General features: G+C 53.6%; 21 protein-coding genes. 13 read left to right on the top strand and 8 right to left on the bottom strand.

From position 1 onward, the window contains the following. Positions 1-27: 27 nt before the first annotated feature. Together cysC and cysQ are read right to left on the bottom strand one after the other, a co-directional pair. Entirely contained in the window at positions 28-654 is a 627-nt protein-coding gene (cysC, locus tag JJL52_RS08435; protein WP_202051965.1) for an adenylyl-sulfate kinase, read from the bottom strand. Further along, on the bottom strand, positions 651-1454 hold the full coding sequence (cysQ, locus tag JJL52_RS08430; RefSeq protein WP_202051964.1) for a 3'(2'),5'-bisphosphate nucleotidase CysQ: 804 nt from the start codon (positions 1452-1454) through the stop codon (positions 651-653). Before cysQ ends, cysC begins: the two co-directional genes overlap by 4 nt. Before the next feature lie 488 nt (positions 1455-1942). On the opposite strand from cysQ, the gene JJL52_RS08425 reads away from it, so the two are divergent. From JJL52_RS08425 to tpx, 13 genes are all read left to right on the top strand, one after another. Next, on the top strand, positions 1943-3004 hold the full coding sequence (locus JJL52_RS08425) for a hypothetical protein (protein WP_202051963.1): 1062 nt from the start codon (positions 1943-1945) through the stop codon (positions 3002-3004). A gap of 463 nt (positions 3005-3467) precedes the next feature. Then, positions 3468-4583, top strand: a complete 1116-nt coding sequence (tgt, locus tag JJL52_RS08420; protein ID WP_202051962.1) for a tRNA guanosine(34) transglycosylase Tgt — start codon at positions 3468-3470, stop codon at positions 4581-4583. Between the two features lie 44 nt (positions 4584-4627). Next, positions 4628-4984 (top strand): preprotein translocase subunit YajC, encoded by a 357-nt coding sequence (yajC, locus tag JJL52_RS08415; RefSeq protein WP_202051961.1) that lies wholly within the window; start codon positions 4628-4630, stop codon positions 4982-4984. A 70-nt stretch (positions 4985-5054) separates the two neighbouring features. Then, positions 5055-6905, top strand: a complete 1851-nt coding sequence (gene secD / locus JJL52_RS08410; protein WP_202051960.1) for a protein translocase subunit SecD — start codon at positions 5055-5057, stop codon at positions 6903-6905. A 14-nt stretch (positions 6906-6919) separates the two neighbouring features. After that, on the top strand, positions 6920-7852 hold the full coding sequence (gene secF, locus JJL52_RS08405) for a protein translocase subunit SecF (protein ID WP_202051959.1): 933 nt from the start codon (positions 6920-6922) through the stop codon (positions 7850-7852). 225 nt (positions 7853-8077) lie between these two features. After that, on the top strand, positions 8078-8509 hold the full coding sequence (gene ndk / locus JJL52_RS08400; RefSeq protein WP_202051958.1) for a nucleoside-diphosphate kinase: 432 nt from the start codon (positions 8078-8080) through the stop codon (positions 8507-8509). Next, on the top strand, positions 8484-9596 hold the full coding sequence (gene rlmN, locus JJL52_RS08395; RefSeq protein WP_202051957.1) for a dual-specificity RNA methyltransferase RlmN: 1113 nt from the start codon (positions 8484-8486) through the stop codon (positions 9594-9596). Before ndk ends, rlmN begins: the two co-directional genes overlap by 26 nt. Further along, positions 9580-10356: a type IV pilus biogenesis/stability protein PilW gene (pilW, locus tag JJL52_RS08390; protein ID WP_236994142.1), complete on the top strand. Its 777-nt coding sequence runs from the start codon at positions 9580-9582 to the stop codon at positions 10354-10356. The genes rlmN and pilW overlap by 17 nt, the downstream gene beginning before the upstream one ends. Positions 10357-10370: 14 nt before the next feature. Further along, on the top strand, positions 10371-11663 hold the full coding sequence (gene hisS / locus JJL52_RS08385) for a histidine--tRNA ligase (protein ID WP_202051956.1): 1293 nt from the start codon (positions 10371-10373) through the stop codon (positions 11661-11663). Between the two features lie 39 nt (positions 11664-11702). Continuing rightward, a complete protein-coding gene (locus JJL52_RS08380) occupies positions 11703-12368 on the top strand; it encodes a tetratricopeptide repeat protein (protein ID WP_202051955.1) in 666 nt (221 codons plus the stop codon). Then, positions 12368-13555, top strand: a complete 1188-nt coding sequence (gene bamB / locus JJL52_RS08375; RefSeq protein WP_202051954.1) for an outer membrane protein assembly factor BamB — start codon at positions 12368-12370, stop codon at positions 13553-13555. The genes JJL52_RS08380 and bamB overlap by 1 nt, the downstream gene beginning before the upstream one ends. 190 nt (positions 13556-13745) lie before the next feature. Then, on the top strand, positions 13746-15140 hold the full coding sequence (der, locus tag JJL52_RS08370; RefSeq protein ID WP_202051953.1) for a ribosome biogenesis GTPase Der: 1395 nt from the start codon (positions 13746-13748) through the stop codon (positions 15138-15140). A 574-nt stretch (positions 15141-15714) separates the two neighbouring features. Then, positions 15715-16239 carry a thiol peroxidase gene (gene tpx, locus JJL52_RS08365; RefSeq protein ID WP_202051952.1) on the top strand — a complete coding sequence of 175 codons (525 nt, stop codon included), beginning with the start codon at positions 15715-15717 and terminating at the stop codon, positions 16237-16239. A gap of 139 nt (positions 16240-16378) precedes the next feature. Here tpx and JJL52_RS08360 read toward each other — a convergent pair whose 3' ends face one another. The 6 genes from JJL52_RS08360 to JJL52_RS08335 form a co-directional block, all read right to left on the bottom strand. Next, entirely contained in the window at positions 16379-17563 is a 1185-nt protein-coding gene (locus tag JJL52_RS08360) for a CpaE/TadZ family protein (protein WP_202051951.1), read from the bottom strand. A 231-nt stretch (positions 17564-17794) separates the two neighbouring features. Further along, positions 17795-18307, bottom strand: a complete 513-nt coding sequence (locus tag JJL52_RS08355; protein ID WP_202051950.1) for a TadE/TadG family type IV pilus assembly protein — start codon at positions 18305-18307, stop codon at positions 17795-17797. Beyond that, a complete protein-coding gene (locus JJL52_RS08350) occupies positions 18304-18747 on the bottom strand; it encodes a TadE/TadG family type IV pilus assembly protein (protein ID WP_202051949.1) in 444 nt (147 codons plus the stop codon). Before JJL52_RS08350 ends, JJL52_RS08355 begins: the two co-directional genes overlap by 4 nt. Continuing rightward, positions 18744-19916 (bottom strand): pilus assembly protein TadG-related protein, encoded by a 1173-nt coding sequence (locus JJL52_RS08345; protein ID WP_202051948.1) that lies wholly within the window; start codon positions 19914-19916, stop codon positions 18744-18746. The genes JJL52_RS08350 and JJL52_RS08345 overlap by 4 nt, the downstream gene beginning before the upstream one ends. A gap of 211 nt (positions 19917-20127) precedes the next feature. Further along, a complete protein-coding gene (locus JJL52_RS08340) occupies positions 20128-20439 on the bottom strand; it encodes a hypothetical protein (protein ID WP_202051947.1) in 312 nt (103 codons plus the stop codon). After that, positions 20436-22010: a type II and III secretion system protein family protein gene (locus tag JJL52_RS08335; protein WP_202051946.1), complete on the bottom strand. Its 1575-nt coding sequence runs from the start codon at positions 22008-22010 to the stop codon at positions 20436-20438. Before JJL52_RS08335 ends, JJL52_RS08340 begins: the two co-directional genes overlap by 4 nt. Positions 22011-22013 lie beyond the last annotated feature (3 nt).

Raw genomic sequence — 22013 nt, 5'->3', positions numbered from 1 at the left:
GCTGATGATTATCCTGAAACCGGAAAATCAATGACCGGTGATCATTCGCCGCTGCAACATCGCTTCAATCACGTATTGCACCGAGGTGTCCAAATCGAGCTTGCCGGTATCGAGCGTCAGTTCGGGATTTACCGGCGTTTCATACGGGGACGAAATGCCGGTAAATTCCGCAATCTGGCCGGCGCGGGCTTTTTGATAGAGGCCTTTCACGTCTCTGGCCTCGCAAACCTCTATCGGACTGTCGCAAAAGATTTCCATGAAACCACCGCGTTCGACCATGCCGCGTACGCGCTCACGGTCGGCCTTGTACGGCGAGATGAATGCAGTCAGCACGATCACGCCGGCTTCCAGGAACAGCTTTGCCACTTCGCCGACCCGGCGGATATTTTCCTCCCGGTCTTTTGCGGAAAAGCCCAGATCACCGCAGAGCCCGTGGCGGACGTTGTCGCCGTCCAGCACGAAGGTCCGGCAGCCCATCTGATGCAGTTTTTCCTCGACCGCGTGAGCCAGGGTCGATTTGCCGGCGCCGGACAGTCCGGTAAACCAGATGATCGCGCCGCGGTGGCCGTTCAACTGCTCGCGGCGGGCGCGGGTAACGGTGGCATGGTGCCAGACCACATTGGTTGAAGCTTGCGGTTGCCGGGATTCGCTCATAAACAGTTCTGAACGGCGCTGAGGAGGGCGCGGTCGGTGTCAGCCAATACGAAAAACTCCGGGTTGTGCAAATCGGCCTTGTTGTAACGCAGCGGGGTACCGGAGAGGTCGCAGACTTTTCCGCCGGCCGCATCGACCACCGCGTGCGCGGCGGCGGTGTCCCATTCCATGGTCGGGCCCAGGCGCGGGTAGAAATGCGCGCTGCCTTCGGCGACCAGGCAGAACTTCAACGAACTGCCCATCGTGATGCATTCGTGCGGTCCCAAATGGTCGAGCAGGGCGGTCGTGCGGGCGTCGCGGTGCGAACGGCTGGCGACGATTTTCAGAGTGTCTTGCGCGCTGCGGAGGCAGACCTGAATGGGTTTCGCCCGATGCTGTCCGCGTTCGACAAATGCGCCCGTGCCGGCGGCGCCCGCATAACACACGTCCAGCGCCGGCGCATGCACGACGCCGAGTATCGGCCGGCCCTGTTCGACCAGGGCGATATTGACGGTAAATTCGCCGTTGCGCTTGATGAATTCCTTGGTGCCGTCGAGCGGATCGACCAGCCAGAAACGCTGCCAGGCGGCGCGCTGTTGATACGGAATCTCCGCGGATTCCTCGGAAAGTACCGGGATATCGGGCGTCAGCCGCGCCAATCCGTCGACAATGATCCGATTCGACAGCAGGTCGGCTTCGGTTAGCGGTGACTGGTCGGCTTTCAGTACGATTTCACCGCCCGGCTGGTTGTAGACGGTCATAATGCCTTGACCGGCAGCTTTGGCGATTGCGATGATTTGATGTAAAAATGGTTCGGACACTGAATAGGGAATCTTCGAGCAGGAATGTTACTGTTCTGCGGCGCTGCAGCGAGGGTTGGCGCGAACGCCGTCACTGTAAAAAAATCTTCGAATTTCGCAAAAGACAGGGTTGCCGGATTCGGCGCATCCTTCCGGCTTGCTTTAATAAAGACGTGATTATTGCATATTCTTTCCCCAAAAGTCATGCTCTGCCCGAATATTAAAGTCTTGACAGGTCATTTCCACGGCGATTAGATTTTTGTTATGTCGACTAATTTTATGCGCTAGCTGCGGGCGGCAATTCCTGCGCGCTAGGCATCCGTTCAATGTCGTTACGTTTAGCCGTCATCTCGGCAGGGATTGCCGAGATCCAGGGTACAAGGATGTATTAGCGCTTGCCATCCCTGGCTTCTGGATTCCGGCAGTCCCTGCCGGAATGACGTTTTGGTCTTAACTTAATGACATTGGGCATCCGTTCCCGCAACCGTAAACATAGAAGGAGAATTTTTATGCTGGTATCGATCGATATTCTACTCGGCCTATCGGAAATCATGTTGCTCGCCAGCATGGCGGTAACCGTGCTGGCGCAATTCGTGACCGGCATATTGAACAGCCGGGGTCGGCACCTGTTATTCGGTCTGGCGCATCTGCTCCAGCAGATCGATCCCGATATCAAGGAAGAAGTCGCGCGCCAAATCGCCGGAACGATTTTGATGCATCCGATGATCCGCAACGGCATGCGGCGCTACGGTTCCACCATACACCGCGAAGAATTCACCAAGATGCTGATGGATCTGGCGTCCGGGAATGCGCCGAAAGAAATCCTCGAACGCCTGGGCGGCGAGGCGCGGGGAAGGCTGACCGCCTTGCTGGAGAAAAACGGTATCAGCGATCCGAAGGCGGTACTCGAAAATACCCGCCTGCTCGCGCTGCAACTGGAGATCGATAAACCCGAACTGGCAGCGAATGTCCGGCAGAGCATCGCGTTGCTGGAAACCGCGAAAGGGCAACTCGTCGCCAAGATCAATACCTGGTTCGACCAGACGATCGACCGCGTCGGCGAGCGCTTTACGGTTTCCACGCGGATCATCACCGTGACTTGCTCGCTGGTCGTGGCCTGTGCCGTTCAACTGGATACGATTCAGCTGATCAATCGCCTGTCGATCGATGCCGACCTCAGAAATTCGCTGGTGCAACAGGCCATGCAGTCGGGCGAGGGGATGGGCGAGGCTCCGGATGCGCTGCATCAGCTTTCCGGGCAGAATAAAGAAGACATCCGTCAGTTGTTGCAGCTCGGCATTCTGAATATTCCGAAATCGTGGGGCGACTGGAAAAACAATTGGGCCTCGGTCAGTCCGTTCGGTATCGCCTTTACGGTAATGCTGTTGAGTCTCGGCGCGCCGTTTTGGTACAACGCATTGAAGAACCTGCTCAAACTGCGGAGTACGCTGGCCAGCCGCGATGACGAGCAGCGCAGGGAGCGGCAAACGACTCAGCTGGTGGAAGCCGGTCCGGCCGAAAAGGTCGTATTGCTCGGATCCTTGCCGGCTGAAAAGAGCGGCGGTTCGTGATTTCCGCCGGGTTGCGGGGCCTGCCCGCCGGACGAGGCATGTTGCCCCGTCCGCAGCATTCTACGTTTGAATCCAGTCTCGCCGTCAAAAAGGGTTAAGGACGGGCTTGCCAACCCCGTTCCGGCTAAGGGAGGGAGGGGGGGCGGAATTTGCCAGGGCGATCGCGCTATGCACTGAATGCTCGTCATTCCGGCAGGGATTGCCGGAATCCAGATGCCACGGATGGCATTCCAGAGCAGTTTGGGGTGTTTTTAAGCTAACAATCCCCCGTATTGTGGGTAGATTTTACTTCCCTGTAAACTGGATTCCGGCAATCCCTGCCGGAATGACGGTTTTTATATATAGCGCGATCGCCCTGCGGAATTTGCTTATTCTCCATCAAGAATGGAGCGAATTCCGATATACTGGCGGGTTTTCTTCATTGGGGGAATCCCCCGCTATTCATTCGCACCCGTCTTTTTTCATGGAATTCAATTTAATCGCTACCAACGGCGCGGCCCGCCGCGGTCAATTGACCTTTGCGCGCGGCGCGGTCGAAACGCCGATCTTCATGCCGGTCGGCACCTACGGCGCCGTCAAATCGCTCACCCCGGAAGATCTGGCCGGACTCGGCGCACAGATCATTCTCGGCAATACTTTCCACCTGATGCTCCGGCCCGGCATGGACGTAATCAAGACGCACGGCAGCCTGCACGAATTCATGCGCTGGGATAGGCCGATCCTGACCGATTCCGGCGGCTTTCAGGTATTCAGCCTCGGCGCGTTGCGCAAGATCACCGAGCAGGGCGTGACGTTCCGTTCGCCGGTCGACGGCAGCAAGATTTTCATGGGTCCGGAAGAGTCGATGCGGGTGCAGATGGACCTGGGCTCCGATATCGTGATGATCTTCGATGAATGCACGCCATATCCCGCGACCGTGCAGCAGGCGGCCGATTCGATGCGGTTGTCGCTGCGCTGGGCCGCACGCAGCAAGCAGGCGCACGGCGACAATCCGTCCGCCTTGTTCGGGATCGTGCAAGGCGGCATGTACGAGCATCTGCGCCGCGAATCGCTGGCCGGGTTGGTCGATATCGGCTTCGACGGCTATGCGATCGGCGGCCTGTCGGTCGGCGAGCCCAAGGAAGAAATGCTGGCGACGCTGGATTTTATTGCGCCGCAGATGCCGGTTGACAAGCCGCGTTACCTGATGGGCGTCGGTACCCCCGAAGATCTGGTCGAAGCGGTCCGGCGGGGTGTCGACATGTTCGATTGCGTGATGCCGACCCGCAATGCGCGGAACGGTCATCTGTTTACCCGTTTCGGCGTGATCAAGATCCGCAACAGCCAGTATCAGGCCGATACCCGGCCGCTCGACGAAGCCTGCGGTTGCTACACCTGCCGGAACTATTCGCGCGCGTATCTGCGCCATCTCGACAAATGCGGGGAAATGCTCGGTTCCAGGCTGAATACGATCCACAACCTTTATTATTACCTGAGCCTGATGCGCGAAATCCGCGAGGCGATCGAAAATCGGGATTTCGATCGTTTTATCCGCGAATTTTACCGCCAACGAGGCAAAGTGGCGCCGGATATGGCATAATACGGCGATTTATCATTAATATAATAATTTTTTCGAGGAAAATCATGAGTTTCTTTATTTCCGACGCGATGGCCGCCGCCCCCGCCGCGCAGCAGGCGCCCGGCATCGAGGGCATGCTGTTTCCGCTGGCCATCCTGGTGTTTTTCTATTTCATGTTTCTGCGTCCTCAATCGAAACGGGCTAAGGAAAAGAAAGAAATGCTCGCCAAAATGCAGAAAGGCGCCGAAGTGGTCACTGCCGGCGGCATTTTGGGCAAGGTTGTCGATCTGGACGAGAATTTCGTCAAGATCGAGGTTTCCGAGAATACGTTCATTCAGGTGCAACGGCAAAGTATTGAAAGCATCATGCCGAAGGGCACCTATAAGGCGATTACCAAAAAGATTTCCACCAATAAGCCCTAATTGGGTGCGCCCCGGCGTGTCGGTTCCTTTCGACTAGCAAGAGGCGATTCAATAACTGGAATGATTCAGCATGCAAAACCATTATCCGCTCTGGAAAAATATTTTAATCCTGGCCGTATTCTTCGTTTCGGCGATTTACGCGTTGCCGAACCTGTACGGCAACGATCCTTCCGTGCAGGTTTCGCCGCAGCATTCGGAGAAACTGGACCTGGAGCAGGCCAATAAGATCGAGTCCGCAATCAAGGCGGCCGGTGTGGCGGTCAAGGCGTTCGAATACAAGAACGACCGGGTGCTCGCGCGGTTCGGCAATACCGACGACCAGATCAAGGTCGCGGATTTGCTGAGGGATCAAATGGGCGACAATTACACGGTTGCGCTGAATCTGGCGCCCGCGACGCCGACTTGGCTCGACGCATTGGGCGCAAAGGCGATGTATCTCGGCCTCGACTTGCGCGGCGGGGTGCATTTCCTGATGGAAGTGGATATGGATGCGGCGGTCAAGCAGGCCGAAGACCGTTATAACGACGACGTGCGCCAGGCGCTCAGGGAAGCAAAAATACGTTATCAAGCGGTCAGTAAGGAAGGTGTTCGGATCAAGGTGAAATTGAATTCGGCGGATGACCGCGCCGCGGCTGCGGGTTTGTTGGCGCGTGATTTTCCGGGACTGGATATCATGGATACCGATGCTCAGGATCAAATCCTGCTGGCAATGTCCGAAAAAGAAGTGCGTGAAATCAAAAAGAATGCGGTCGGCCAGAACATTACAACCCTGCGTAACCGGGTCAATGAACTGGGCGTTGCGGAGCCCGTGATCCAGCAGCAGGGGGAAAACCGGATCGTCGTGCAGTTGCCCGGCGTGCAGGATACCGCCCGCGCGAAGGAAATTCTCGGCACGACCGCCACGCTGGAATACCGCCTGGTCGATACCGAGCATGACGTGCAGAATGCGGTCGAAGGCCATGTGCCGGCCGGCAGCCGTTTGTATTACGAGAAGAGCGGCAATCCGATCCTGCTGGATCGCAGGATCATCGTGACCGGCGACCAGATTGTCGATGCGTCTTCCGGTATGGACCAGGACGGCCGCCCTGCAGTATTTATTACCCTGAACGGCGCCGGTGCGTCGAAGATGGGCAAGGTGACTCAGGACAACGTCGGCAAGCCGATGGCGGTCGTGTTCATCGAATATAAGGTTGATACCAAAGTGGTCGACGGCCAGAAAATCCGGACTAAACAAAAGGTCGAAAAAGTGATCAGCGTCGCGACGATCCAGGGCGTGTTCAGCAAGCGCTTCCAAACCACCGGCCTCGACGGCCCGGGCGAGGCGCGCAATTTGGCGTTGCTGCTCAGAGCGGGATCCTTGGCTGCGCCGGTCGACATCGTCGAAGAGCGTACGGTCGGCCCCAGCCTGGGTCAGGAAAATATCAGCAAGGGTATCAATTCCAATGTCTACGGCTTCATAGCGATCATGCTGTTCATGATTGCCTATTACCGTTTGTTCGGAGTTTTTTCCGTCGTCGCCTTGGGGGTGAACGTGTTGCTGCTGGTTGCGGTGCTGTCCTTGCTGCAGGCCACGCTGACGCTGCCGGGCATGGCGGGGATTGCGCTGACGGTGGGCATGGCCATCGACGCCAATGTGCTGATCAACGAACGGATTCGCGAGGAGCTTAGAATCGGGATGTCGCCGCATGCCGCCATTTATGCCGGCTATGAGCGAGCGTTTGCGACCATTTTGGATTCCAATATCACCACCTTGATTGCCGGCATCGCGTTGTTCATGCTGGGCTCGGGCCCCATCCGCGGTTTTGCGCTGGTGCTGTGCATCGGTATTTTGACCTCCATGTTCAGCGCGGTTCTGATATCGAGAGCGTTGGTCAACGGCGTCTACGGTTGGCGGCGTAAGCTGGATAAATTGGCTATCTAATTAGGTGCGATTCAATGGAATTATTTAAAATTAAACGCGATATCCCGTTTATGCGTTATGGTCGGGTGACGACGACCATTTCGCTGGTGACCTTTATTTTGGCGATACTCGCATTAAGCTTTAAAGGGCTTAATTTGGGATTGGACTTTACCGGCGGCATCCAAATCGAAGTCGGTTACAGTCAGCCCGCTAACCTCGACACAGTTCGAAAAATTCTGGAAGATCAGAAACTGACCGAATTTTCGGTGCAGAATATCGGCAGCGTGAAAGAGGTGCTGATCCGTTTGCCCATGAAGCCCGAAACCAACAACGCCAGATTGAGCGAGATGGTATTGGCGAAGTTGAAAGAGCAAGATGCCGGTGTGGTGTTGCGCAGCGTCGAGTTTGTGGGGCCGCAAGTCGGCCAGGAATTGTTCGAAAGCGGTGGCTTGGCGTTGATGCTGGTTGTGGCGGGAATTATGGCTTATTTGGCCGTCCGCTTCGAGTGGCGCTTCGCGTTGGCGGCCATCATCGCCAACATGCATGACATCGTGATTATTCTCGGTATGTTCGCGTTTTTTCAATGGGAATTCACGCTGCCGGTGTTGGCCGGCGTTTTAGCGATATTGGGCTATTCGGTCAACGAGTCGGTTGTGGTATTCGACCGGGTACGGGAAAATTTCCATTTGATGCGCAATACGAGCGTGGCCGACATGATCGATAACGCCATCACGGTAACCATGTCGCGCACCGTGATTACGCATTTCATGACTCAGTTGATGGTGTTGGCGATGTTTTTCTTCGGCGGCGAAGCGCTGCATAATTTTGCGCTGGCGCTGACTATCGGCATCGTGTTCGGCATTTACTCGTCCGTTCTGGTCGCAAGCCCTATCCTGCTGTGGCTGGGCGTATCGAGACAAGATCTGATGGTAAAAAAGGAAAGTGCCGAAATCGACGATTTGCCTTAACGGTAACGGCCGAGCTTTAAAAGGCCGTAGCTGTAGGGTACGCTGTGCGTACCTTATTTAGAAATGGTACACGCAGTTCGTAGGATACACTGCGCGTACCTTTTTCCTGTTGGTTGCCAAATGCCCAAAAACGGTACGCACAGCGTACCCTACATTTTCGATATAGGCCCTTATTCGGGTATAATAGGCGATTAATTTTTCATTATTACGGGAGTTGTAATCCTCATGGCGATAGAACGCACTTTTTCCATCATTAAACCTGACGCGGTAGCCAAAAACGTGATCGGCGAAATCTACAGCCGTTTCGAAAAGAACGGCCTCAGAATCGTCGCAGCGAAAATGGTTCACCTGACCCAGGCGCAGGCCGAAGGTTTTTATGCGGTGCACAAAGAGCGTCCGTTTTTCAAGGACTTGGTGTCGTTCATGATTACCGGCCCGGTGATGATGCAGGTGCTGGAAGGCGAAAATGCGATCGCGCTTAACCGTGAGATCATGGGCGCCACCAACCCCAAAGATGCCGCTCCCGGCACGATTCGCGCCGATTTCGCGAACAGCATCGACGAAAACGCGGTGCACGGTTCCGACGGTCCGGATACCGCGAAAGAAGAAATCGCTTTCTTTTTCTCCGACAATGAACTCTGCGCCCGCACCCGCTAACGCGGCTTTGATCAATCTGCTCGATTTCGACAGAAAAGGTCTGGCGGCCTTTTTTGTCGAACACGGCGAAAAGCCGTTCCGCGCGACTCAATTGTTGAAATGGATCTATCAGGAAGGCGTCGACGATTTCGAGGCGATGACCAACCTGAGCAAGCCTTTGCGCGCCTGGCTGAAGGAGCATTGCCGGATCGAAGCGCCGGAAATCGTGCTCGAACAGCAGGCGTCCGACGGCACCTGCAAATGGGTGCTCGAAACGCATTGCGGCAACCGGGTCGAAACCGTTTTCATTCCGGAAGAGAGCCGCGGAACCTTGTGCGTGTCTTCGCAAATCGGCTGCGCGCTGGCCTGCTCGTTCTGTTCGACCGCACAGCAGGGCTTTAACCGCAATCTGGCGACTTCCGAAATCATCGGACAGGTGCTGGCCGCGCAAAAGCGGCTCGGCTCCGAACGCAAAATCACGAACGTCGTAATGATGGGAATGGGCGAACCGCTGCTGAATTTCGACAACGTGGTTGCGGCGATGAATCTGATGATGGACGACTTCGCCTTCGGATTGTCCAAGCGGCGCGTTACGCTGAGCACCTCCGGCGTGGTACCGGCGATGTACCGGCTGACCGAGGCCTGCGACGTGAGCCTCGCGGTTTCGTTGCATGCGGTTCGGGACGAACTGCGCGATCAACTGGTGCCGATCAACAAGAAATATCCGTTGCAGGAGCTGATGGAAGCCTGCCGCGACAATGCGAAGCTTGCGCCCCGGCGCACGATCACGTTCGAATACGTGATGCTCGACGGCGTCAACGATTCGCTGGAGGATGCGAAAGGCCTGATCGAATTGTTGTCGACGGTGCCGTCCAAACTGAATCTGATTCCGTTCAACCCGTTTCCGAACTCGCCGTACCGTTGCTCCAGCAATAACCGGATCAATCTGTTCAAGACGATGCTGAACGAAGCCGGTATCGTAACCACGGTCAGGAAAACGCGCGGCGAAGACATTGACGCGGCGTGCGGCCAGCTGGTCGGCAAGGTGAAGGATAGAAGCCGCCGGCATTTGAAGTTGAAAACCGCGGAAAATGAGCGGGCCGCTTGAGATGAATCCGCCTGTGTTCCGGATTTTGGTCTGTTGTGCGGTGCTGAGCCTGGGGGCCTGTTCCTGGTTCGGCGGCGAGTCGCCCGAACGCGACTCGAAACGGACTTCGGAAACCTATTACCAGCTCGGCATCCGCTATATGGATCTGAACAAGCTGGAAGAAGCAAGGGAAAATCTGGAACGCGCGATCGATGAAGATTCCGATAACGCCAAGGCGCATAATGCGTTGGCTTTTCTTTACGAAAAGTTGAGGCAATATGACGAGGCGGAAGACGAATACGAGACCGCGCTGAACATCAATCCCGACGATTTCGGCACCCAGAACAATCTCGGACGCTTCCGGTGCGAGCATGAACAGGTCGGGAAAGGCCTGGCGCTGCTGGTCAAGGCGGCCGACAATCCGCTGAACGACCGCCAATGGCTGGCGCTGACCAATGCCGGACGCTGCGAAATGGCGCAGGGCCATATGGCGGAGGCGGAGGCTTTTTTCAGAAAAGCGCTGGACCTGAACAATTCGTATGCGCCGGCGTTGGCCGCGATGCAGAAAATCAGTTATCAGAAAAACGATCTTTGGCCGGCGAAAGCGTTTCTGGCGCGCTACCTGAGTGTGGCTCAGCATACGCCGGAAACCTTGTTCATCGGTTATTACACCGAGCGCGCCCTGGGTAACCGGGCATCCGCGGAAGAATACCGCACTTTATTGCTGGAAAAGTTCCCCAACTCCAGCGAAGCGAAAAAAATCCGGTCTGCTCAAAAATAACAGACTCTTAATTCATGGCAAATCATATACAAGCAATCCGCGGCATGCATGACGTGCTTCCCGATCAGGCACCGCTTTGGCAGTATGCCGAACAGGTGATCCGGGAAGTGCTGGGTGCTTACGGGTATAACGAAATCCGTACGCCTATCGTTGAAAAAACCGAACTGTTCAAGCGCTCGATCGGCGAAGTGACCGATATCGTCGAGAAAGAAATGTATACGTTCGACGACCGGAACGGCGATTCGCTGACGCTGCGTCCGGAAGGCACCGCCGGCTGCCTGCGCGCCTGCCTCGAACACGGCCTGCTGGCGAATCAGGCGCATCGCCTCTGGTACTACGGCCCGATGTACCGCCATGAGCGCCCCCAGAAAGGACGCTACCGGCAGTTTTACCAATTGGGTGTCGAAACCTACGGGATGGCGGGGCCGGACATCGACGCCGAACTGATCCTGATCATGCACCGTTTGTGGCAGCGGTTGGGCATCCGCGAGAAAATTCGCCTGGAAATCAACTCGCTCGGCACGATCGCGGAAAGAAGCGCTTATCGGGAAAGCCTGGTCGGCTATTTCAAGGCCCATCTCGACCAGTTGGATGCGGACAGCCTGAGACGCCTGGAGACCAATCCACTCCGTATTCTCGATACCAAAAATCCGGCCATGAAAGACGTCGTGAGCGGCGCGCCGGCGCTGATGGATTATCTGGGCGAAGCCAGCCGCGCGCATTTCGACGGCTTCCGGCAGATTCTCGACGATTTGGGCGTCGCTTACGAAATCAACATGCGCCTGGTGCGCGGGCTCGACTATTACTGCAATACCGTGTTCGAATGGGTGACCGACGAACTGGGCTCGCAAGGCACCGTTTGCGCCGGCGGCCGCTATGACGGCCTGATCGAGCAGTTGGGCGGCAAAGCCAGTCATGCGGTCGGTTTTGCGATGGGGATCGAACGGGTATTGGCGCTGGTCGAATCGCTGGCGGATGTGCCGGTCTCCCGGACGGTCGATGCTTACCTGATTCGAGTTGGGGAACAGGCCGAACGCGCCGGCATGCGGTTTGCGGAATCGCTGCGCACCGAAGTGCCCGAATTGAAGCTCCAGGTCCATTGCGGCGGCGGCAGCTTCAAGAGCCAGTTCAAGAAAGCCGATAAATCGGGTGCCGAGTTCGCGGTCATCCTTGGCGATGACGAAGTCAGCCGCGGCGAGATTGCGGTCAAGCCGCTCCGGCTCGAAAATGCGGCCGAGACGTCACAGGCGAGCATGAGCGAACGGCAGGCGGTGGATTTTTTCCGCCAGCGCTACGGCAAGAATTAACTAACTTATTGATTTTGAATTTTTAGAGCGGGAAATAGCGTGGCAATCTACGATTCGGAAGAAGAACAGCTCGAGGCCGTGAAGGCTTGGTGGAAAGAAAACGGCACTTCGACGATTGTCGGGGTAGCGGTCGGCATTGCCTTGATCGCCGGCTGGAATTACTGGCGCACCCATCAGCAGGAAAAAACGTCCGAGGCTTCCAATATCTACAGCCAGTTGGTCAAGTCGGTCGAAGCGAACAATCCGGGGGCGGTCGAGCCGTTGAGCAAGCGTCTGCAGGCTGAGTTCGGCGGCACCAGCTACGCCGCTTATTCCGGCCTGCAACAAGCCAAACTGAAGGTGCAGAAAGGCGATCTGGCGGGAGCGAAAGCCGTACTGCAGGAAGTGATCGGCCAGTCGAACAAGGAACTGAGCCATATCGCCCGCCTGCGCCTGGTCCGGCTGATGCTGGCGACTGGCGAATACGAGCAGGGGCTGCAGTTGATCAATGAAGTCGATCCGGCGGTCAAAGCCGGTTTTTCGGCAAGCTATGACGAATTGGCCGGTGATTTGTATGTGGCAATGGACCGTATCGATGAGGCCCGTACCGCTTATCAGAATGCCTTGAACAGCGGCGGTCAATCCCCCTTGCTGAAGATCAAGCTCGACGATTTGACCGTTCCGGAACCCGTTCCTGTCGCCCAACCGGTGAAAGATTCTAAATAATGCGTTTCATCTGGGCTTTATTGATCGCGATCGGTTTAAGTGGCTGCGCCTCGATGGAGTCCACGGGCGAAGCGTTGGAAGGAATCAAGGATTATTTTCTGGGGGGCGAAGATAATGCCGAGCCTCCGACTCCGCTGGCCGAATATACCCCGGAAAGGGATGTCGAGATTCTCTGGAAGGAATCGGTTGACGAGGGTGCCGGCGAAAAAGCACTGAAGCTTGTTCCTGCGGTAGGCGGCGGAAAAGTGGTCGCCGCCGCTATCGATGGGCTGGTCGAGGCGCATCGCCTAGCCGATGGCGAGCTGAGTTGGGAAGCGGAAACCGAATACCATTTTTCCGGCGGACCCAGTATCGGTGAGGGGACCGTCATATTAGGTACTTCCGATGCCGAAGTTGTTGCACTGAGGCTCGAGAACGGCGAGAAATTGTGGGCGGCTTCGGTTCCGGGCGAGGTTTTATCCGTTCCGGCTGTTGTGCGGGGCGCCGTGATCGTGCGCTGCACGGACGGTTCGATCACTGCGCTGAACGAAAAAACCGGCGCAAAAATGTGGAGCTACGAACGCAGTGTGCCGACATTGAGCGTCCGCGGCACCGGTGCGCCGATCGTGGTCGAGGATAATGTCGTTTTCGGCGAGGACAACGGCAAATTGATCGCGTTGGCCTTGTCTGACGGCAAATTTTCCTGGGAAGCCAGCATTTCGATGGCGAAGGGCCGCTCCGAAATCGAACGGTTGGTCGACCTCGACGTCGATCCCGTTGCCGAAGGCGGCGTCATCTATGTCGCCAGTTATCATGGCGGTGTCGGCGCGGTAGCCGAGCTAGACGGCTATCTGCTCTGGCGTAACGAACAGTTGTCTTCGAGTTCCGGCTTGAGTATCTCGGACCGCCGCTTGTTTCTGACCGACTCCGACAGCAATGTGCTGCAATTGGACGACCGTTCCGGGGTTGCGTTATGGAAGCAGAAGGAATTGCAGTACCGGAAGCTGACCGCTCCGGCGGCGTTCGATAATTATGTCGCCGTCGGCGATCTGGAAGGTTATGTGCATTTATTGTCCAACAGCGACGGCAGGCAAATGGGCCGGGTTCAAGTCACCGACGGACCGATCGACGCCCGGCCGGTGGTTGCGGACGGTACCGTATTTGTTTATGCCAGAGACGGCACATTGGCCGCGTTAAAGGTTCGCTGATCTGTGTAGGGTACGCTGCGCGTACCTTTGGGGAATTTGATTTATGAAATGCTCCGTATAAGGTACGCACAGCGTACCCTACATTAACCTTATTTCAGTCTGTCCGGCGGATGCGCTGCGCATCCGCCTTACGACGCGGCATTCCCACTCGGCCTCCATCACGCTTCAATCACTCACCATTTTCAATACTATGCTACCCGTTATCGCCTTGGTCGGCCGACCGAACGTCGGCAAATCGACCTTATTCAATTATCTGACCCGCACCCGCGAGGCGCTGGTTGCCGATTATCCGGGACTGACCCGCGATCGCCAGTACGGACGCGTCAGGCACGGCGATATGGCCTGCCTTGTCGTCGATACGGGCGGCATTGCGGACGATGCGGAAGGCATCGACAGTTTTTCCAGAAAGCAGGTCCGGATTGCGCTGGAAGAAGCCGATGTGGTGTTTTTTCTGGTCGATGCCCGGGAGGGACTCAGCGCGTCGGATGAAGTGATCGCGAAGGATTTGCGCAAGCTCGGCAAACCGGTCGTGCTGGTCGTGAACAAGACCGACGGCATCGATGCGCACACGGTTGCCGCGGATTTTCATGCACTGGCGCTGGGTGAACCCGTTTATATCGCGGCCGCGCACGGGCGCGGGGTCGCCGATCTGCTGGCGGGCAGCCGTCATTTGCTGCCATCCGTTCAGGAGGAGCCCGAAGCGGGGCCGAAAGGAATCAGCATTGCAGTTGTCGGCCGGCCGAACGTCGGCAAATCGACTTTGGTCAACCGGTTGCTCGGCGAAGAGCGCGTCGTGGTATTCGACGAGCCCGGCACGACCCGCGACAGCATCTATATTCCGTTCGAACGGGGCGGCAAGCGCTTCACGTTGATCGACACCGCCGGCATGCGGCGCCGGGCAAGGATTGCGGAAACGATCGAAAAATTCAGTGTGATCAAATCGCTGCAGGCAATTGAAAAGTCGAACGTGGTAATCTACCTGATCGATGCCAGCGAAGGGGTGACCGATCAGGATGCGCATCTTTTGGGTCTGGTGCTGGAGACCGGTAAGGCATTGATCATTGGCCTAAACAAATGGGACGGTCTTTCGGTAGAACAGAAAGAGCTGGTCAGGCGTCAGCTCGACCTCAAACTGCCGTTTGTCGATTTCGCCGAAAAACACCCGATTTCGGCACTGCACGGCAGCGGCGTGGGTAAACTGTTCGACGTGGTGCACAGTCTTTATCAAGCCGCGATGGTCGACTTGTCGACGCCGCTTTTGACCCGGCTGCTGAAAGAAGCGACCGACGCGCATCAGCCGCCGATGGTGAACAATCGGCGCATCAAGCTCAAATATGCGCACCAGGGCGGACGCAACCCGCCGGTCGTGGTGATTCATGGGATTCAAACCGATGCGCTGCCGAATGCGTACAAACGCTTTTTGATGAATTATTTACGCGAACGCCTGCAGTTGAAAGGAACGCCGATCCGGCTCGAATTCAGATCGCCGGCCAACCCGTTCCAGGGCCAGAAAAACAAACTGAGCGATCGCCAACTGGAAAAACGCAAGCGCTTGGTCAAGCACCGTAAAAGCGAAAAAAAGTAGGCGAAATATAAGACCCGCTGCCAAAGTGCTGAGGGATTTCTCTTCCTGAACGCGCAGTGCCGGGACGGTGAAAAATCGAAAGGCTAAGGGCAGGGGGCGTCGTGATCGAAGCCTCAAGTTGCGACGGGGCATTGCCTCTGCAGCCGATTTTCATGGTTCGGGCTTGGGTGGGGGACGCGGGTTTATGTTTGTTAAGCGGAGAAGTATTGTTTGAAAATCCCCCCTAACCCCCCTTTTTCAAAGGGGGGATACGCTTCCCTTTTTTAAGGGGAGAATGATACGCTTTTTCCTCTTTTTAAAGAGGGAAACGATACGCTCCCTGTTCAAAAGGGAGACTATAGCCTTTTCCCTTTTCAAAGAAGGAAACGATACATTTTCTCCTTTTTCAAAGAGAGAACGAGACGCTTCCCCCTTTGAAAAAGGGGGATCGAGGGGGATTTTATAAAGGTTATCTTCCTTAACTTAACAGCCACGAAAACGGTTTATCGCCCTCTTTCGGATGAAAATGTATTTTTCATGGTAACGGAATTGCCCCATTCCTAAGTCTTAGCTTAATCAGGAACCATCGAGCATTATGGCAACCATCGCATTTCAAGGTAAACCTATACATACTTCCGGCGAACTTCCCGCTGTGGGCAGCAAGGCGCCCGATTTTTCATTGGTGAACGGCAAATTGAAGGATGTCGGACTGGCGAACTTCGCCGGCAAGCGAAAGGTTCTGCATATCGTACCGAGCCTGGACACTCCCACCTGCGCGATCTCGACCCGTAAATTCAACCACAAAGCCTCAAACCTTCCGAATACGGTGGTGCTGGTGATTTCCGCCGATCTGCCGTTCGCGCAATGCCGTTTTTGCGAAACCGAAGGGCTTAAAAATGTGATTCCTTTATCGACCTTCCGTTCGAGCTTTGCGGACGATTACGGGATCAAGCTGACCGACAGCCTTTTGGCGGGACTGACCGCCAGGGCCGTGATGATTCTCGACGAGAACGATCGGGTAATTTACAGCCAGTTGGTGGACGAACTGGCCAGCGAGCCGGATTATGAGAGCGCTCTCGCTGCGCTTGCCGCTCAGGATCAAAGAAAGTATTCTCAATAAACTTCCAACTTTGCCGGTTATTGGTCCACGCTGGCGATATCAGTAACGAATACAGCGCTGTGCTCAGGGAGCCGGAGAGGGCTGGAAATACAGCGGATCGTAAAGCCGGCTTACACCAGATTCGACTATTTTCCTGGTTTCATACAAATAAGCCTTTTAAACGATTTACAATAGAGTTTTTTTTTGGGGTTTCGTGCTCCTCGCCTAGAAACATTGCCAATCTTTTTAGATCTTCGGCTATTTTTGAATTTGGCGAGGTCTTGCAAAAAGGTTCACCTAAATTACTGGCGGATGACACTTTTTCGAAGTCATTGGCAATTGTAAACACATTTTGGTGATTGACCATTTCGACCAGGTCCGACTTTTTTAGGCTGTTTTTCGGATCGTAGCGATTAATTATAATGACGATTTTGTCTAACGGAATATCCAGATCCTTATTTAATATCTGTATTAATCTTTTACTGTCTCTGAATTGGGCTAAGGTTTGTTGTACGACAATAGCTACATTGTCAGCCTGTTCTACTATGGTGGTTGTCAAAGGATCGATTATACGGGGCAAATCGATTACGATTTGATTGTAGTTGCGTTGCAGCATGCTTAATAATGCTTTAATCGCTGTGGACGGTATTTCTCCGGGCAATATAATGTCGTTCGAAGACGGCAACAGCAATTTTAAGCGATCACTGTAATTGACCATATAGGCTTCCAACGATACGACATCGATATCGCTGATGGAATTAAATACGTCAACAATCGTATATTTGGGCGCCAAATCGAAATTCAGGCCAAGCGTCCCGAATTGCAGGTCCATATCCAGTAAAGCCACTTTCGAGTCCTTGAATGTTGAAAGGACATAGGCAATATTACTGGCAATCACACTGCCGCCGCTGCCTCCTTTGGCATTGACGATGGCGTTCAGTTTTCTTTTTTTGGAGCCTCGGTAAGCTTCCGTTCTATTAAAAATGATTTTATTGATAATTTTGAATAAATTATCCTGATAGCTGCGTTGATCAATAAATTCGGTTACGCCGACACTGATGGCAACGGACAGCAGGTTGACGTTACTTTTGTCGCCGATAACAACAAGGGATTTACCCGCTGTGTCTGTATTTTCAAGACTTTTCAGCTCCAGCAAGGCATGTTCGGATAAATTGAGGATGATGATATCCGAACCTGCCGATTGTTTATCCAGAGCGCCCGTAAAATTCGAATCGACTGTTCTCTTTAATGAGACATGCGGTAGATCGTGCAAAATGTTAAATTGATTTTCAACAACAGCGTGATTGTTGCCGAAGATGTGTATATTGATCAATCTATAATCCATACTGAAATTTTGTCATAAAAACAGAATCATATAGGATTAAGGATAGGCCTGCCCTCAAGTTTTTTCAAGGTTTCAGATAAAAAAGATCTTCGCAAGCTTCACTTAACATCCTACATTTCAACCATGAGGCTATTTTTCTTAATCAAGTAAAAAGCTTTTTTCGGAAGGAGAGCAATGTTTCAAGGTTTCGCGTCAAACCTTTTGCTCCAGCACAAGCAATTTGATTATCGTTTAAAAATTGCAGGTTGGGTCAACTTTCGCTTCACCCGGATAAGTCGGGACAGCCCCTTTGCTCTCGGCATAAAGCGTTGTTTTGAATGCTGGGACATCGATAAGGGTATTGCTGACGAAAGGGATCAAAAATTGAAATTGATAATTGTCATTGAGCGAAACCTCTACAAATTTTATTAAATCTGGATCGGCTTCAGCGGCTCCCGCTTCGTTATAATAACGGATATCTATGGCATCGGTAGTCAAATCTTTTACTATCGGGCTGGTTCCCAAGGTTCCTTCGAATGTATCGAATACGGCAACGTTTTTAACAAGCGTTTGCGAGGCCGCATCGGTGGGGCAAATCACGGCCATACGCGCGCCGCGTCGTGTCGCTTCGGTCAAGGCATTCCACACATACAGTGCGCGGCCAAAATCGAACACGGTCAGTATCAGCATCATGAACATCCCGAACACCACCATGAACTCCAGGGTTTCGGCGCCATTCTGTCTTTTCCTGCGTATGATATTCATTGCACATACCTCATGACGCTAGACGCTGTAAGGTCAAGCGAGAGATCGATTCCGCTTCCGCCGATGAGCTGTAACAAATTGCTCAGCGCCTCTCCCATGATCGAAGTATGGTGATAGACTACCGAAACGCTGACATGTTCCCCTCCGACAGTCTGTATGACAGGTGCTTCAAAGGTGCCCGGCAAAATTTGCGTGCCGGCGCTGACGCTGCCGTATTGGATCAAATTGGCGGCGATGGTCTTTTGGGCGGCCGTATTGCTTTTGGCTACCGATGTCGCTGATAAATAGCGGGCCGCATCCTGAACCGATTTGTGAATTGTATTCAGCCGAACGAAAACAGCCCCAAACTCGATCGCGGTGAACGCAAGGATCAGCAAAACCGGAATTACAATCAGAAATTCGAATAGGGAGGCGCCTTGCTGGTGATTGATACGCTTCATGAGTCGCCGCTCCCTTCGGTCTTGAAAATAACGATGTCATACGGCCCGTTCAACACGGCGTTAGTCGGACTCCAAGCGCCGGCTGCCTCGCAGGCGTTGAAAAATTCCGCCAAGACTTGCTTGCAGGAGCCAGTTGTACCTGGCGGACAATTTGCTTTCTTTGATGCATCTGAGGCGTTCATCAATAGAAACATACAGGCAACGCCTATTTTGGGTACAATGTCGGTGCCGTGTTGTATGCCACTGCAATCCGCGATGGGTACCGCCATTATTCTCCGGTTATTTCCGGTACCCTTACTGGCGTATTGAGAGTAAGTCAGATTATTGGCCTGCTCTGTATCAGATTCATATCTGCCATCAATACCTTTCTCTACATTTCCCCATGTATATCCAGGTTTAGTTTCAACCAAATTACCAGCGGAACAAAGATTTAGGGTCTTATTTGTTAGCGCTTCTCTAATATCCTTACCGCCTTGCAATCCGTCTAAATTGATCAAATTAAAATTTCCCGATTCCAGGCTGGTATTAGTGTTTTCAAGCGTGCAACTATTTCCGGTACACGAAGGCATGAGCAAACTTACCTTTGTTCCCATGTTATAGCCAAAACATTCCTTGATGCCATCACCATTATTATCAGTCTCGCAATGGGTATCCGTCGTCTCATTTGCGCAAAGGACAAAAGGCGTTAAGGTGCAGTTCTGCCCGACCGCGCCGGCGGTCGAAATGGCGGCAATGTCGATCGGGTCCTTGAAGGTATCCAAGACTTGAAGCAAAATGGCTGGCATCTCCAGCGGTTTGTTCATGGAGACCCTGACAAACGCGGGCGGTGTCGATTTGGGATCAAAGGGCTTCAAGGTTTTGGAATATTCAAAGGTCAAATCGGTATCTTGAACGCCAGACAGTTCATGGTTGCCCGTAGCGGCCTTGAATGTATTGAAAGTGTCCCGGCCCTTTTGGGTAGCAGTCGCGGTTTTCTTGGCTGGGTCGCCGTTTACCGTAATGGCGGCGCTCAAGGCCGCCGCATCCAGGGCATTTTGCAATGTGGTTTTATCGGTAACCAAGCGGCCGGTCGTGGTTGCCAAGCCGATCATGGCGACCATGCCCAGCATGAACACCAGCGAAAGAAACATCGTGGTGCCGCATTGCTTCTTCATGTTTTTAAATTCCATATCGCACCCCTTGTGGTAAGGACGAAAACGAAAGAATAAGTTCCTCTTTCCAGCCTCTGAGGGCTTATATTTATCGAATGTAAATTATAGGTTTACTTCATCTGGGGAACGCACATGCTCCGTTGGACAGGTTAGGTAGGCTTTTGCAATTCAGTCCGCCTAACTTGTCCATGTGCTTTATGACTTCTAAATAAAACGCACACTTAGTTTATTAGTTTCCGCTTCCTTCGTCACGTATATCAAGACTTTCCCGCTTTTTTCCTTGGCGCAAATCGGTAGCCGGCATTCGGTAAGAACGAATAATGCCGGATGATTTTTGCCCGTCAAGCCCCCACACTTGTTGTGACTGCTGCGTATGTTCCGGATACATGGTCTGGTCGGCAAGGGTATGCCTGACTGCTTCGCCGAAATGTTTATCGACATTTTTGGGCGTCGTTTGAAAATCCGCGCAGCCAGCCAATATCAATGTTCCGCCGATTAATGCCGAGGTCATCAAATAGTTTATGATATTGTTTTGATTCATTGCGCATCCTCGATCAAGGCATGTCCGAATTGACCGTCCAAGCCGCCGCTTTTGGGGGCAACTGGCGGGGTTGTTTTAAGGTTTTCCATGCTGCCGAAAATGTAAAAATCCCGATCGCCCGGTTCCACAAAACTGTCAGTCGGCAATCGAACTTGGCTTTGCAGTACCGATTTGGCCAATTTAGGCGTCACAAAAATTACCAGTTCGGTTTGTTTTTTCTGAAACTTCGAACTGCGGAAAAGTGCGCCAAATACTGGCAGATCGCCCAGGCCCGGAAATTTATTGATATTTTCGCGTAAGGAATCGCTGATCAGTCCGGCAATGCTCATCGTTTGCCCGTCGGCAAGCTCAAGAGTACTGCTGGCTTCGCGTTTCGTCAATGACGGAATAGTGAACTTCAAATCCGTGCCGGCAATATCGCTTACTACCGCGGCATCCTGAGAAAGCTCACTGACGCTGACGTTCATGTTCAAGTTGATCCGGCCGCTGTCAAGCACTACCGGGAGGCACTTTAACGATATCCCGAATTCTTTGAATTCAACTGTAATGCTGCCGGTTCCGCCGGAATTGGCCTGGGCGACAGGAATCGGAAATTCGCCTCCTGATATGAATTTCGCTTCCTGGCCAGACAATGTGGTTAGCGTAGGTTCGGCCAATATTTTCGCCAGATCCTGGTCTTTCGCGGCATCAACAGTCAGGTTGAATAAAAAGTCGCCGCTGACCGCGCTTAGAAATAAGCCTGCCGCATTGATGCTATGGGAATTGGGGGACAATATGTTGAATAGTGGCGTTATAGAGCCGCCGCCGTTTAAAGCGCCGAACGCGAAATTATCACTGGGATGCAGCGCAACAAAATGCACATCCAATTGGCGTGCAAGCGTGCGGTCGATTTCAGCGACTTTGACTTCCAGCATGACTTGCTGGGCACCGGAAACGCTGAGTAAGTTAATGACTTGCAGCCCTTGCCGCTGCGAAGTGTTCTGGTTGCCGCTGGTCACGTTAATTGCAGTGCCGCCTTGTCCCGCACTTTGGGGCGCAGGGGTTTGGGAGCTGGGTAATACCTGTCCGGAGCGATTCGAGGGCGGTAAAAAGCTTTGGGCAATATCCACCGCCGCCTGCATCTTATCAAGGCTGCTGACTTGGCCGCTGAGAATGATGTTGCGCTGTGAGGAGCGAACCTCGATTTTTTCTCCGGGAAGCAGTTCATGCAGTTTCAATTTCAATGTGTCCAAGTCATGGGTAACTTCGACATTGATGATTTGCATCAGGCGGTCGCCTTTGTCCCAGATATAGATATTGGTGGTACCGAGGAAATTGCCCTGCACCAATATCTGATTCGGCGTAAAAACGGTTAAACCGGCAATCTGTTCGTTACTCTGGGAAATGGTTTCAATATTGGAATGGATACGGACCAGTTTGGACTTGTTGAGAGGCACTTGCACGTTCAACATTTTGACGCTGGTTACATTCGCTACCGGAACCGGGGCCGCATACGCCGGATTTAAGATGGACGCTCCGGAAATTAATCCTAACCACAAGGTCAGATGGATAATTTGTTGTTTCCTTTTCATGAT

It is taken from the genome of Candidatus Methylomicrobium oryzae, from assembly GCF_016745425.1.
GTDB lineage: Bacteria > Pseudomonadota > Gammaproteobacteria > Methylococcales > Methylomonadaceae > Methylomicrobium > Methylomicrobium oryzae.
Note: the sequence above shows the minus strand (reverse complement) of the source record. Positions and strands in the feature narration are given on the sequence as shown.

Coding starts and splice junctions, on each gene's coding strand:
- bamB (WP_202051954.1), top strand. CDS start 12,368: ATGCGTTTCATCTGGGCTTTATTGATCGCGATCGGTTTAAGTGGCTGC.
- JJL52_RS08345 (WP_202051948.1), bottom strand. CDS start 19,916: ATGGAATTTAAAAACATGAAGAAGCAATGCGGCACCACGATGTTTCTT.
- JJL52_RS08335 (WP_202051946.1), bottom strand. CDS start 22,010: ATGAAAAGGAAACAACAAATTATCCATCTGACCTTGTGGTTAGGATTA.
- JJL52_RS08360 (WP_202051951.1), bottom strand. CDS start 17,563: ATGGATTATAGATTGATCAATATACACATCTTCGGCAACAATCACGCT.
- rlmN (WP_202051957.1), top strand. CDS start 8,484: ATGAACTCTGCGCCCGCACCCGCTAACGCGGCTTTGATCAATCTGCTC.
- JJL52_RS08425 (WP_202051963.1), top strand. CDS start 1,943: ATGCTGGTATCGATCGATATTCTACTCGGCCTATCGGAAATCATGTTG.
- pilW (WP_236994142.1), top strand. CDS start 9,580: ATGAGCGGGCCGCTTGAGATGAATCCGCCTGTGTTCCGGATTTTGGTC.
- ndk (WP_202051958.1), top strand. CDS start 8,078: ATGGCGATAGAACGCACTTTTTCCATCATTAAACCTGACGCGGTAGCC.
- JJL52_RS08355 (WP_202051950.1), bottom strand. CDS start 18,307: ATGAATATCATACGCAGGAAAAGACAGAATGGCGCCGAAACCCTGGAG.
- JJL52_RS08350 (WP_202051949.1), bottom strand. CDS start 18,747: ATGAAGCGTATCAATCACCAGCAAGGCGCCTCCCTATTCGAATTTCTG.
- secF (WP_202051959.1), top strand. CDS start 6,920: ATGGAATTATTTAAAATTAAACGCGATATCCCGTTTATGCGTTATGGT.
- hisS (WP_202051956.1), top strand. CDS start 10,371: ATGGCAAATCATATACAAGCAATCCGCGGCATGCATGACGTGCTTCCC.
- tgt (WP_202051962.1), top strand. CDS start 3,468: ATGGAATTCAATTTAATCGCTACCAACGGCGCGGCCCGCCGCGGTCAA.
- tpx (WP_202051952.1), top strand. CDS start 15,715: ATGGCAACCATCGCATTTCAAGGTAAACCTATACATACTTCCGGCGAA.
- JJL52_RS08340 (WP_202051947.1), bottom strand. CDS start 20,439: ATGAATCAAAACAATATCATAAACTATTTGATGACCTCGGCATTAATC.
- der (WP_202051953.1), top strand. CDS start 13,746: ATGCTACCCGTTATCGCCTTGGTCGGCCGACCGAACGTCGGCAAATCG.
- secD (WP_202051960.1), top strand. CDS start 5,055: ATGCAAAACCATTATCCGCTCTGGAAAAATATTTTAATCCTGGCCGTA.
- cysC (WP_202051965.1), bottom strand. CDS start 654: ATGAGCGAATCCCGGCAACCGCAAGCTTCAACCAATGTGGTCTGGCAC.
- yajC (WP_202051961.1), top strand. CDS start 4,628: ATGAGTTTCTTTATTTCCGACGCGATGGCCGCCGCCCCCGCCGCGCAG.